This is a genomic window from Pseudoalteromonas sp. RW-H-Ap-1 (genome assembly GCF_048318575.1).
Lineage (GTDB): Bacteria > Pseudomonadota > Gammaproteobacteria > Enterobacterales > Alteromonadaceae > Pseudoalteromonas.
This window is the reverse complement of record NZ_CP166996.1, coordinates 475,107-487,194: the sequence shown is the minus strand read 5'-3', so window position 1 is coordinate 487,194 and position 12,088 is coordinate 475,107. Positions and strand designations below refer to the sequence as shown.

Sequence of the window (12,088 nt, the reverse complement as noted above, 5' to 3'; positions counted from 1 at the left end):
TTTTAATCGACCTTCCTAATTACACTCAATTGAGTATTGGGTGTAATAATTTGTAATAGATATCTTAAATCATCCAACCTAACATTTTATTAACAACGAATTTTATGTTGTTTGACAATGAAATAGATATATACAATGGAGAAATAAATTATGGGTACCGATACTAATTTTAATATTGATGTTAATCAGCTAATTACTAGTGTTTTTGGTAGCAATAAAGATCGCAACGATTTGGCTGTTGGGATAAGGAATGCTACAAAATCAACAATAAGTATAGATTACTATATTGACCATGGTAGTTTACGAGATGTTGACGGTGGCAACAAAATTAACCCTGGGGAGCTTTGGGAAGCAGGTGTTCATGCTAAAGGTGCGGGTTCAAATATTACTATGAGCATTGAAATTTCAGGTAATAAATCTGGTTGGGCAATTATGTCCGCAACACCAGTAAATAAACAGAACTATTTTAAAGTACAACATAGTAAAACACCTTATAGTAGCTCTAAAGATGCATATAAAGCGGCTGATAAAACAAAAAAACACTACTCTGATGATGGCATTTACGATGAAAGTCATAACGGTTATACGGCAGTAATAAGTATGACTGGTGAAAGCCCTGCTGCCTGCACCATTGTTATCGAAGATAACTAATTTTAAATTTATTTGTTATTAGGCAGTGTATATACACTGCCAGAAACAGGACTGATATTGGTAGTAAACGATGACGGAGACCAAGGGCCTTACTTAATTATCAATGATGCTAAAAATATCTAAATTCAAATGGCGTTCTTTGCCAAGCCATGGTGAATATTCACACCAATCGACGTAATGACTAGATGCGTAGTCATATTTAAAGTGAGTTTAAATAATAAAAACACTTGGTTTTTAAATAAAAAGATCAAGGAAATACAGCTGCCTGCTTGATCAGAAATTTCTAATGGGTAACCCTTTGGTTTTTCTAAGTGATAAAAGGAGCTCAAATTGCAGGCATGAATGACTTGTGGTCACCTGCAAACGAGCCCTTTTGGCTGCTGCCGGTGAGGAGGTAAAAACTTACACAAGATTTTACCTCTCTTAAATTAAACTTTTAATTAGATTAGCTGCCCAACAAAGTTAACACTATTATGGGCTAAAATAGGAAACACCAAACTCCCTGTGCGCTCTCTTAGCCAAAGTAAAATAAAGCCGTAGCCGCCTGTTAATAAAATAGCGGGGAAAGAAAAGTGCCACTCTCCACCATTAAACATAACCCCATGAACGAGTCCAAATAACACTACTAAGAGCAACCCTGCAATGTTAATTGACGCACCACCTAAATTATAGCGTTCAGATATGATTGCCAAAGATATACAAAATAAAAGAATCCCTCTAAACATTGGCTCCTCATCAAAGCCTGGCATTGTTGCCTGATAAAGTAAGGTTTCTAAATCGTAATTAGGTTCACCACTCCAAAATAGTGATACAACTATCTGTAAAATGATAAACAAGCACATAACTGTAAAAGCGGGTTTTATAGAGTTTTCATTTTGCCTAAAAGTAAAACCAGCATCCGCAATACGAAAGTTAGCTTTAAATTTAACTAAAGCCAATAGTACGACTAACCAAAGGATTATTGCCGCTACTTTTCCAGACCAATTCCACGACATATCAGGAAAAAGCATATCCAAGGGGATAACCTTTCCACCTTTAAACAAAGCAAAAAAGTAGCAAACTAAAATACCTAACGAAATCAAAGACCACATTAGATTTAAATCAACTTTTTTAATTGCTCTTAATATCAAAACTAAAAGTAATATAACGCCGACATTTGCAAATAAACCTATAAATAGATCTTCCATGAATACCTCTTTTTTTAAAGGCTATTTCTAGCACTTATTTTATTATTGTTTTAAGTAGTACCGAATACTAATCCTAAATTAGATACTATTAAACAATTAGTTATAAAAGAGGAGAGTGAAACGGGGTCAAACCCTAAAGGGGGCATTTTTACTAGTCAGTATGCGACTTAGTCAATACCAACTTCAAAGCGTAAAATATCACCAGGTTGGCAATCTAAGTATTTGCAAATAGCGTCAAGCGTTGTAAATCGTACAGCCTTTGCACGGCCCGATTTTAATACAGATAAATTTTGTGGGGTAATCCCAATTGCTTCGGCAAGCTCTGCCGACTTCATTTTACGCTTTGCGAGCATCACATCTAAATCAATTATTATTGCCATTAAATTACTAACTCTTGCTCTTGTTGCAGCTGTTGCGCCTGTTTCATTATCCATGCAATAACATAAATAATAAGCCCAACTATAAAGCCTATGATATCGGTGTCTTGAATCACTACAGCTCGTTTAAGCTCACTACCTGTGAACATATTTAGCAGTGTTACCAACAACGCGGGATAAAAAGCCACAAATATAAATTGCAGTAATAATAAGCCACCAAGCCATTTAAAGCATTGAATATTCTTTAAGTTAAAAAACAATCCTTTACGGTAAAGCATAAACAAGCGAATTAAAATCAGATTTACAATAATGTATGGCAACATTTGCGGTAACGCTAACCAAGTGATTGTATTAAAACTGTTTGCCGTTAATGTACCTGCAGTACCTTTCCAAGAACCGGTAACTTCAAGCCCTATCCACAAGTGGGTACCGTTAGCTTGAGTAAAGTTTAAAACATCACTGCCATTAAGTAACAATACAACGGCGGTAATTAATAAAGTAGTTAGGGTCAAAAAAAGTAACGCTAATATTACGTTACTCATCATTACTATTCTTTTCATTTTAAGATTTCTTTGCATTTAACTGCATTACTAATCGCTGATAATGTAGCTGCAACTTATCACCAGTCAATGCATTACCATGGTGCTTGCCCTTTACAATATATAATTGCTTTTGCTTTGAAAGTGCATGTTGGTATAAAGTTTCAGCTAAAGCAGGAGGTGTTTGAGTATCATCTTCTCCGGTAATTATTAAAAGCGGAGCAGTAAATGATTCCACTACCTTTAAATTATCAACCCTAGCTAGCTCATCACTAAAGTTAACCTCTACGAATGGCTTTACAAACCAAGGCATACGTTGCGATGTCATTTGCTTTACATTAGTAATACTTCCTTCAAGTATTAGCGCATCCGCGGGCCGCTCACTTGCAACATACCCTGCAATCATGCTGCCTAAAGAGTGTCCATGTAAAATAGTCGGAGTGCTTTTTAAATCTGTACGGGTTGCAACATAATCATAAACTGACAATGCATCACGCTTTAAGTTTTCAATTGTCGGCGTGCCCTCACTATTACCGTAACCTCGATGATCAACCATTAAAATATTTACATTCATTGGCAGTATATGCTGTGCAGGTTTACCTCCAGCAACGCTTACACGAAATTGATTACCACCAAAATAAATTACCGTTGCTTGCGCATTATCAACCTTTATCAAGGTGCCACTCAACGCCACGTCGTCAAACCCATTTATGGTTATGTTTTCTGTTGTCGCTGTTTGCTCAATTTTACGCAGCTTTGTAACCTGTACTTTTTGATCTGGGTTCAGAAAATTTGACTCTTCAATCGAAATTGTTGTGCATGCAGTTTGCAGCACAACTAACACTATAGTAGCAAGAGTAAGTAACTCGCGTTTCATTTTAAGTTCCTTCTATTAAAAAATCACTATGACACTCAAAAACTAAAAAAACAATTAAAATTACCGTAAAACGATAACTTATTATTGCTTTATAATATTTAAATGTATTTTCAGCATTCCTTTCTATTATAAGATCGGGCTAAATTACAACGATGTCTAACTCAATATTGTGTCGCAATATAAGAAGAAGTTCGCGAATAGAGAGGGCACAGCAGCCCCGTTTTGGCTGTCGTCACCTCAACGACAAAAATTGAGTAAGGTTTCTAATTTCTAAAGATGCGAGACGCATTCACATTATCTGTAATAGTAATCTCAAACATCTATTAGGGCATGCGCCCGCGTGCCAGCAAGCTAAACGCCCACAATAAATAACACATACTCTTGGTTTGTGAACGAGTAAGTATATTTGTGATTTGTTGGGTTTCGTTTAACTCTATCCAACCTACGTTTATATAATTAACATTAATCACTACACACAAAAAAGCCGTTGCATTGCTGCAACGGCTTTTGTAGCTTTGATAAGTGTTAGTCTCGTATGTGTGAGCCCGAAGACATAGCAAAATAGATTGCGGTCGCCGTACACGTTACAAATACCGATTTGGGTTACTCTCATTTGTTTTTGTGACTAAAGTTTTTTAAGTACTCCATTTGCTTTTTTTGCCGTCTTTTAAGCCTTTTAGTAACATTAACACTCACCTTTAAATACTTACTTTTAAAAAGTAGCAATATAAATGAATTAAAAATAATAAATAAAAATGAAAGTTCTAAACCATTAAATAAACGTTCACTTTTTTGCTCAAATATTAAACCTAAAATATAAACTAGGGACACAGCTATAGAGCACCCAGCAACTAAGCGGTAAACTTTAATAACCCAGTTTCTACCTGCAGATATGAGCGCTCCAAGAAAGATAAACACACATATGCCAATAAAAAAACCGATAACTCTAGGTCCTAGCTCATTCACAGTATCATATGGCCAAAGCATGATTAATATTGTAAATGCTAATGATGAGAAGCTAATAACGCTTGATACAATAGCTAAAGCACAGACTAAGCTGTATTTTAGTTTTAATATTGAATGACTCTGTAAGCTAGTAGCCGTCATTCCTCTTACCATCACCTAAAGCCATTATTCAAATAATACAGATGAAAACATTAATAGTGCGCAAAGCATAAAAATTACAAAATACACTTTAAATAATCTAGAGACGTGAGCTGGTACCTTGTTTCTATCACTTAATAAATTATACCGTTTTGCATACCAATCAAATAAAAATACACTGCCATAATGAAGTAAACCATGAAGCGCCATAAAAATATTAAGGGAATAATAGCGATTTCCATGCTCTAAAATATCTTCAACCGTTCTGAGCTTTTTTGCTTTTAAATAAAAAGCTAAAGGTAAAAGAATGATAAAAATAACACTTAAGCCAATACCAAAAAATATCAAATCCATTATTTAATCAACAAAGAAGAAAAGCCGTCAATCTAAACAAAAATATGCCATGAGGCATGCTAATAAAAACATAGAGCTAAATGTTATAAACAAAATATAATAAAGCTTAAACCACACCTGCAAATTTTTGGGTACTTTTTCCCTCTCCTCTATTACCTTATAACGTTTTGCATACCAATCGAATAAAAATATAGAACCGTAGTGCAATGCTCCGCTACCAGCAGTTATGATATTTAATGAGTAAAAACGATTTCCATCATCTAGAACATCCTCTACCAACCGTGTTTTTTTATCTTTTATTGCTATTAACATTGGTAATATTATAAAAAAGAAAAGACCCGTAGATGTAAGAAACAGATTTAAAAACCACAACTTAATAGGCTCCATTACTTTTCAACAACCTCATATATTAACTCGCCTGCAACCATCGATCATAATCTCCAGCTTTGCTTGCCTCAACTCTATCAGCGCAATTTCAACATACCCAACTCTTTTCAGGTTTTTGGCCATGTTGGCTACAGTTTTATAGTCTTGAAATTAGTAACGGGGATTTCGATTCGCAGGTGGTTGTGACTGATCATTAAACAATACGAATGCACTTCAATATTAAATCTAAGGCTTGCTTGCTCAATATAATATAAAAAAGACTTAAAGCCGTCACCATTCAAAAAGGTATTTTCACGCTCTCTTCCGCGGTTCATTAAATAATAAAATGCATTCCCAGACCCAATACTCAGATACCTAGATACATTAATTCACCAAGAATGGTAAATATAAATCTAGGCCTTTTATGTCTAAAACCAGAGGTATGACCCTTTGGTTTTTAAAGCCAATCGAAAATAAAACCTTAAAAAATATTCTAAATTAATTTGTAATGTAGTTTTATTAAGTTTGTTTTTATTTAAAGATACTGCTTTGCCTTTGAACATGTAAGCTTAGGTAATGGAAGTTTACTCACTTTGTCTGAGCATAACTTATTTAAAAGATTGACTGCAAAGCGTTCGCACCTTGACAATGTATACAACTCATATTCCTCAGTAACACCAAGCGCAGATTGATAACTCAACTGATCAAAGTATTCATTAGTGCCTAAAGCAATAACATCTTTCTCTGCCTCTCCAGATGAACGATAGATTTTACCTAGTAAATCATTGGTAAAATCAACAATGGTATTACTTTCAGACAAGTCATTTTTAAGTGAGCAAACACTAAGATAGGGTGTAGCTTTACCTACATCAAAATATACATCATTTCCTGTAGCAAGATGACTAAAAAATATGGCGCTTAGTAAACAAAAAAGCTTAATTAACCTCACTATGCATTTCTCCATACCTTAAGCAAACCATATATATTACTCCAATATATAATAAACAAGCCTATAGATTGAATCGAACCGGAAAACTCAGTGCCAATAGTTATCATAGCTAATGTTAATATCGTTAGTAAACTTGAAAAAACAAATGATATTTTTAACAAATCCTTATTAGAATAGCCATTAGCTTTCTTTTGAGTCATATTATGTCGAGCAAAAAGATTAATACATACTAAGCAAAATATTACTACGCAGCCTTTTAATATCATTTAAATATCTTCCAGTTTAATTAAACCTCTCAAGATTAACTCCTTTTTTGCAGCCGCTTCATTTTTGCTTGAACAGTAATACAAAAAAGTCGAAATAACAGTTAAAAAATTCCATTAGCCATTACAGATATAACTGTATTAATAACAATACTGACTATATAAGCCCCTATAAAAAACATAGCGAATGCTGAAACGGCCCCACCTCCTGTATATCCGGCCTTAGCTTTTTCTACCATTAAAACATAGATGCTCAGCCCTACACTCACCTTAAACCACAGCCAGTAATCGTTACTAAATAACGGTATTGCTGCAAAAGCAACGATCGGTACTAGAATTTTACCTTCTTCGTTTTTGTGTAAAAAATAAAAAGCCATAACAGCAATATATAAAAATGGCGTTACATCACTCATATAAACAACTTCCTTGTAAATATAAAATTAAAATAAATAAATTTTAACTATTGTACTTATTAATCAGTACTAAGTACTTAAAAACGTCATTAATTGTGTTTACTTTTTAGCTGTGCAATATTAACTCACTATAAAGCGCAAGGAACGCCTGCTCATTAGCAAACTTAATATAAAAATTAAAGGATGAACATGATTAAGCCATTTTACACAAGCTGCTTATTAGCTCTTACTCTATTAATACCCAACCAAGCTAAAGCAGAGCCTACAGCTTTACAGTACCAGCAAATCCTTAATGATACCCTTTCAGCCAGTGAGCCTGGTGTGTCAGTAATAATAAGTAAAAATGGAAAAACTGTTTTTAAAGGAACCCGAGGGCTTGCCAACCTTGAACACAACATTGCACTAACCAATCAAAGTGTTTTGCGGTTAGGTTCTATATCAAAACAGTTTACCGCTGCTGCAATTATGATGCTGCTAGAGCAAGGTAAATTATTAACCTCTGACGATATTCATAAGTATGTTCCAAGCTTTCCTACTGAGGGTAACCTCGTCACAATAGAAAACTTACTGACCCACACATCGGGAATAGCAAATTATACCGATGACGACTACCTATTCGATAAAGAAATACAAGTACCTACAAGCGTTGATGATACGCTAGCGCGTTTTGCCAAGCACCCTATGGTTTTTAAACCAGGCGAAGCAATGGCTTATTCAAATACAGGTTATTCACTACTTGGTAAAATAATTGAAGTAGCAAGCGGGCAACCTTATAAGGAGTTCGTTGAACAAAATATTTTTAAAAAACTGGGGATGTCACAAAGTAGCTACGAGGGGCAAGAGCTTGTTCCTCACCGCGCAGCTGGATATGAACAAACAGAGCAAGGCTTTATAAACACAAGTTATATTAATATGGATTGGCCCTATGCCGCAGGGGCGCTTATATCAACGCCAACTGACTTAAACATTTGGTTTAGTGCATTATCGTCTGGCAAGCTTATTAGTAAAGCAAGTTATGAAAAGATGGCCAGCCCTTTTAAACTCAACGACGGCAGTTTTTCACCCTACGGTTACGGCCTAGTTATTAAGCCTTTTAATGACTATACGGTAATTAAGCACACCGGCGGAATAAATGGCTTTTTAGCACATGCACGCTACATACCCGAGCAAAAACTATACGTAGCCGTACTCGCCAATTCAAACCATATAAACCCTATTTTTATAAACGAAAAACTCATAGCCAAAACACTAGGTATAGAACTACCAAAGTTTAAAAGCATTGATGTAACAGAGCAGCAATTATTACCTGTTTTAGGTGATTACCGTATTAATAAAAATACTTCTCGCAGCCTAATTTATGAAAATGACGTTTTATATTCTCAGCGCACTGGTGGAAATAAAATAAAGCTAATCCCCATGTCTAAAACTAGTTTTTACTACCTTAATTCAAACAACTATTTAGTCATTGAAAAAAATAGCCAAGGAAAATTAATAATGAAATATTTTAGTGGGTTATCAACCACACCCTCTGAGGCAATTAAAATTTAAGATAATTATAATGACACTCATTCTGATTTATCTATTTTTAATGTATGAAGTCAAGATTGGCACCTTGGATCTCACATGGTTGACTGGTGCATATTCTCACCAATCAACGTCATTACTGGATGCATAGTCATATTTAAAGTGAGTTTAAAAAGTAACAACACTTGGTTTTTTGAATAAAAAGTTCAAGAAAACACAGCTGCCTGCTTGACCGGAACTTTCTAATGGGTGACCCCTTTGGCTTCACAAGTTAACTATGGTCCTCTTCTTTTTTGAGAATATACTCTCCATCCTTGAATATCTTAATATTAGCCTTTTTCAATTCATAGCTATTCAATTCATCTGTACTCATGCTGGTGGCAACTATCACTTGTCCCCCAGAGTCCAATAATGAACTAGACTTATCTAATAGAGATGCAAAGCTAGATTTATCAGTCTCGTGCTGTCTAGGTTCATCAAAGACTACAAAACCTCCATGTTTCACACTACTTTGACTGATACCTAACTCTAATAATGCAAGGGTATAGGACCATATTATCCGGATATAATCACTAGCAGATGAATCAGCTACAATGTCGTAACCATCAAGTTCGGGCCGCAAGGTTTGCTCTGATATTTGAAGAAAATGCTGATTTGCGGTTTTATAACCGAAAGCAGTTAAGTTTTCAATTAAGCGGGTTTTTAATACTTTAAGAACCTTAAATGAAACATCATCTGTACTTTTCTTCTTCAATGTTTTCAATTCTGATGTATATCTTAGCCATTGCTGATGAAGATCTTTAGCTCGCTCATTAAAGTCAGTCTGTTTCGATACTAGTTTTATTAACCCATTAATCTCATTTTCTAATTCAACTTTTCTTTTAAGGTCTTTTCCATAAAGTTCAATAAATGCGGCTTCATCTGTTTTAAGCTCATCAATACTTGACTGAATTTTAATTATTGAAATTTGTAATAAGGCTTGTTCTTTTTTTATTTCTGTTAAGTCTTTTTCATGTCTTTTTTTAATGCCGGAATAGAAGTCAACTTGATTTTTTAAGTAACCTATATTTTGTTCAACAGTTAAAGGCTTACTTTTTACTGGTACTTTAGCCAAGCTATCGTACATATCTGAATCGCAAACTGGACATGAGCTAATTTCCGCTTCGAAGTTAACCTCACTTCCTACATCATGTAACCGTTTTAATTGTCTATATCGGTCTAACTCTAAAGCAATATTTGAAACCTTATTTTCCATCTTCTGGATCGAAATTAAAAAGCTCTCTTGTTTTTGCACTAGAGAATCAAAATCTCTGAGTAATGTTCTCTTCTTCGCAGTTAGCTCTGAGACGTCATTATAATGAGGCCACGTTTTAATATTATTTTTGATATCAATTAATACGGCTTTCAGTCCACCCAAATAAGGCGTGATTTCAGTAAACTGATCTTGTTGAGGTACTAAAAAAGATATTAAAGGAAAAAAGCTCTCTTTTTCCAAAGTACAATCCAATTGTAATTTCATACCACCAAATTCAGCTAAAGAATCGGCTGAACTAATAATTTTTTCCCAATCTCTTTCAATGCTACTCGTTATCGCATTCAGTTCCGCTAATCTATTTTTTTTACTATAATTTTCTACTCCTAAACAGAACTCTAGTGCGGCTTTTTTCACTCCTTTAATACCATAATAAGTAGGTGTATTAGCCTGTAATTCTGACCAGCCTCTTTTTTGCTCAATGAAGAATAAAGGAAATACACATTCGAGATAAAGTCTTGTTGGTTTACCTTCATGAGTTACTAAATTTGGTAAATTCCAACCTAGGTATCTTTCAAGCCAAAAATGGAACCCTTTTTCGCTTTTTGCTGATCCTACGCTACCTGCACTACCCAGAAAATAATCTTCAAAAGTGCCTTTTTCATCAAAGACTGTAACTTTATCCTTATCACCTTCAACATCTCTTTTGAACTTTGCATATTGCCCAGTTGCATTTTCTACTTCTAATTCAACATACGACTGACTTACAAAATGCGGTGTGGCATCAACCTTTGAAGATTCTAAAAATTGATGCATAGATCTTGGAAAAGGTTTTCTTCTACTTGGACCTAAGATGGCATCTAAACCTAAAGCATAAGCTATTGAATTAATACAAGTAGATTTACCCGATGAGTTTTCTGCACGTATGATGTTTAATCCTTTATAAAAAGGAATTTCAGTTGAATAAACTCCATCATTTGTAACAGAAGTTACTTTTAATTTTTTTAAAGTTAGTCCTAGCATTTTTAATGTCCTAAAATCCTTTTTATATAATTTTCTGTAACCTTATTTTTTATTGAATGTAGAAATTCAACTTCATTGTTAAATAAGCTTAGGTCGTTTACCAAACGTAATAATTTATACCCCTCTTCTCCTAATATTAAGGTTTCTGAGTCTAGTTGCAAAATACCTTTTGCCATCGCTAGTTCTATCGCTTTGTCTGTTGACTTGTCGGATGACATTGACAAAACCGAATTAGAATATGAATGTAAAGAATCATAATAATCACTCCAGTTTTGAGGCCGTATTAACATCCAAAGTAGCACTCTCATTTTGGTGAGTTTCAATGATATACCACCTGTACCTACTACATTAATTGCAATACACATTAAGCCAATACGCCATATAGGTCTCAATTCAATAGGTAATGGGTAGCTAGTATCACTAAAGATAGCTGTAGCTGTTTTATGTTGAAGTTCCTTCTCGTTATTCATTGATAATAAAGTCCATCTTACATTCGGCTAACCACCGAGCTATTAAGCCACTAGAAAATATCTCTATATTATTGTTTGAGATTGATTGCTCTATAGTTTTAATAGAATCTCTATTTTTTTGTAAAAGCGACATTAATATATTTTTAGGCTCATCTCTTACAAATAAGCTTTCATTTTTTAAAGCTTCCAAATTTACTATAGCTATAGAAGTTACTTCCGTATACAAATCAGGAAATTGATCTCTATATGCATCCATCAATTCTTCAACCTGCATATACTGTCGAATCAGGCTTGTTCTAAGCCTTTCAAGATCGCTTTCACTAAATTTATTTGTTTTCCTACAAATATTGTCAAAAAAAGTACTATTCTGAGATTTCCATATCTCTGTTATTTCAGTATTTATATCAGATATATCAATATTTATTTCCTCTCCAATGTATCTCCTAGAGAAAATAGATCCCGATGGAAATGAGTCGTCAGTTTCTATTTTTACAGAAATGCCTTTCGGGATTGAATATGATAGTTGTGGGATTTGTTTCTCTTTTGACTTACAGTATTTGAGTAATTCTTTTGTTCTAACTTCAGGGATAACGAGTACCCAACAAGATATTTTGATATCGCCAAGCATTTTTTCAATTTCTGATTCATGCTTACTTAACTTTTTAAGGTCTTCATTTATTTTTTTGAACATGCCTTCTATACTCATCCATTGAGTACGAAGGGTCAGGGTAGTAACACT

Annotated in this window: 13 protein-coding genes; 2 read left to right on the top strand and 11 right to left on the bottom strand. The window is 34.3% G+C overall.

The window, feature by feature from the left end; translation table 11 throughout:
• The first annotated feature begins 150 nt into the window (after nt 1-150).
• The gene (locus AB8618_RS02285; RefSeq protein WP_409424678.1) at nt 151-651 is read left to right on the top strand and encodes a hypothetical protein; all 501 of its coding nucleotides are present in this window, start codon (nt 151-153) and stop codon (nt 649-651) included.
• 440 nt (nt 652-1,091) lie between these two features.
• Here AB8618_RS02285 and AB8618_RS02280 read toward each other — a convergent pair whose 3' ends face one another.
• The 8 genes from AB8618_RS02280 to AB8618_RS02245 all read right to left on the bottom strand — a co-directional run bounded on the left by AB8618_RS02280 (nt 1,092) and on the right by AB8618_RS02245 (nt 7,080).
• On the bottom strand, nt 1,092-1,838 hold the full coding sequence (locus tag AB8618_RS02280; protein ID WP_054202291.1) for a type II CAAX prenyl endopeptidase Rce1 family protein: 747 nt from the start codon (nt 1,836-1,838) through the stop codon (nt 1,092-1,094).
• 167 nt (nt 1,839-2,005) lie between these two features.
• Entirely contained in the window at nt 2,006-2,218 is a 213-nt protein-coding gene (locus tag AB8618_RS02275) for a helix-turn-helix domain-containing protein (protein ID WP_409424677.1), read from the bottom strand.
• The gene (locus AB8618_RS02270) at nt 2,218-2,775 is read right to left on the bottom strand and encodes a DUF2975 domain-containing protein (RefSeq protein WP_409424676.1); all 558 of its coding nucleotides are present in this window, start codon (nt 2,773-2,775) and stop codon (nt 2,218-2,220) included. The genes AB8618_RS02275 and AB8618_RS02270 overlap by 1 nt, the downstream gene beginning before the upstream one ends.
• Nucleotide 2,776: 1 nt before the next feature.
• Nucleotides 2,777-3,631, bottom strand: a complete 855-nt coding sequence (locus AB8618_RS02265; protein ID WP_409424675.1) for an alpha/beta hydrolase — start codon at nt 3,629-3,631, stop codon at nt 2,777-2,779.
• A gap of 609 nt (nt 3,632-4,240) precedes the next feature.
• Nucleotides 4,241-4,738 carry a hypothetical protein gene (locus tag AB8618_RS02260; RefSeq protein ID WP_413401264.1) on the bottom strand — a complete coding sequence of 166 codons (498 nt, stop codon included), beginning with the start codon at nt 4,736-4,738 and terminating at the stop codon, nt 4,241-4,243.
• A gap of 24 nt (nt 4,739-4,762) precedes the next feature.
• Nucleotides 4,763-5,089: a hypothetical protein gene (locus tag AB8618_RS02255; protein WP_413401263.1), complete on the bottom strand. Its 327-nt coding sequence runs from the start codon at nt 5,087-5,089 to the stop codon at nt 4,763-4,765.
• 901 nt (nt 5,090-5,990) lie between these two features.
• Complete coding sequence (locus tag AB8618_RS02250) at nt 5,991-6,404, bottom strand: hypothetical protein (RefSeq protein ID WP_413401262.1); 414 nt, start codon at nt 6,402-6,404, stop codon at nt 5,991-5,993.
• A gap of 367 nt (nt 6,405-6,771) precedes the next feature.
• Nucleotides 6,772-7,080, bottom strand: a complete 309-nt coding sequence (locus tag AB8618_RS02245; protein ID WP_409424671.1) for a hypothetical protein — start codon at nt 7,078-7,080, stop codon at nt 6,772-6,774.
• A gap of 189 nt (nt 7,081-7,269) precedes the next feature.
• Here AB8618_RS02245 and AB8618_RS02240 point away from each other — a divergent pair, with 189 nt between their 5' ends.
• Nucleotides 7,270-8,628 (top strand): serine hydrolase domain-containing protein, encoded by a 1,359-nt coding sequence (locus tag AB8618_RS02240; protein WP_409424670.1) that lies wholly within the window; start codon nt 7,270-7,272, stop codon nt 8,626-8,628.
• Nucleotides 8,629-8,875: 247 nt separating this feature from the next.
• Here AB8618_RS02240 and AB8618_RS02235 read toward each other — a convergent pair whose 3' ends face one another.
• The 3 genes from AB8618_RS02235 to AB8618_RS02225 are packed head-to-tail and all read right to left on the bottom strand — an operon-like array spanning nt 8,876 to nt 12,055.
• Nucleotides 8,876-10,879 carry an AAA family ATPase gene (locus tag AB8618_RS02235; RefSeq protein WP_409424669.1) on the bottom strand — a complete coding sequence of 668 codons (2,004 nt, stop codon included), beginning with the start codon at nt 10,877-10,879 and terminating at the stop codon, nt 8,876-8,878.
• A 2-nt stretch (nt 10,880-10,881) separates the two neighbouring features.
• On the bottom strand, nt 10,882-11,349 hold the full coding sequence (locus tag AB8618_RS02230) for a hypothetical protein (protein WP_409424668.1): 468 nt from the start codon (nt 11,347-11,349) through the stop codon (nt 10,882-10,884).
• The gene (locus AB8618_RS02225) at nt 11,342-12,055 is read right to left on the bottom strand and encodes a hypothetical protein (RefSeq protein WP_409424667.1); all 714 of its coding nucleotides are present in this window, start codon (nt 12,053-12,055) and stop codon (nt 11,342-11,344) included. The genes AB8618_RS02230 and AB8618_RS02225 overlap by 8 nt, the downstream gene beginning before the upstream one ends.
• Nucleotides 12,056-12,088: the final 33 nt, after the last annotated feature.

Coding starts and splice junctions, on each gene's coding strand:
- AB8618_RS02285 (WP_409424678.1), top strand. CDS start 151: ATGGGTACCGATACTAATTTTAATATTGATGTTAATCAGCTAATTACT.
- AB8618_RS02230 (WP_409424668.1), bottom strand. CDS start 11,349: ATGAATAACGAGAAGGAACTTCAACATAAAACAGCTACAGCTATCTTT.
- AB8618_RS02280 (WP_054202291.1), bottom strand. CDS start 1,838: ATGGAAGATCTATTTATAGGTTTATTTGCAAATGTCGGCGTTATATTA.
- AB8618_RS02225 (WP_409424667.1), bottom strand. CDS start 12,055: ATGAGTATAGAAGGCATGTTCAAAAAAATAAATGAAGACCTTAAAAAG.
- AB8618_RS02255 (WP_413401263.1), bottom strand. CDS start 5,089: ATGGATTTGATATTTTTTGGTATTGGCTTAAGTGTTATTTTTATCATT.
- AB8618_RS02235 (WP_409424669.1), bottom strand. CDS start 10,879: ATGCTAGGACTAACTTTAAAAAAATTAAAAGTAACTTCTGTTACAAAT.
- AB8618_RS02245 (WP_409424671.1), bottom strand. CDS start 7,080: ATGAGTGATGTAACGCCATTTTTATATATTGCTGTTATGGCTTTTTAT.
- AB8618_RS02270 (WP_409424676.1), bottom strand. CDS start 2,775: ATGAAAAGAATAGTAATGATGAGTAACGTAATATTAGCGTTACTTTTT.
- AB8618_RS02260 (WP_413401264.1), bottom strand. CDS start 4,738: ATGACGGCTACTAGCTTACAGAGTCATTCAATATTAAAACTAAAATAC.
- AB8618_RS02240 (WP_409424670.1), top strand. CDS start 7,270: ATGATTAAGCCATTTTACACAAGCTGCTTATTAGCTCTTACTCTATTA.
- AB8618_RS02265 (WP_409424675.1), bottom strand. CDS start 3,631: ATGAAACGCGAGTTACTTACTCTTGCTACTATAGTGTTAGTTGTGCTG.
- AB8618_RS02275 (WP_409424677.1), bottom strand. CDS start 2,218: ATGGCAATAATAATTGATTTAGATGTGATGCTCGCAAAGCGTAAAATG.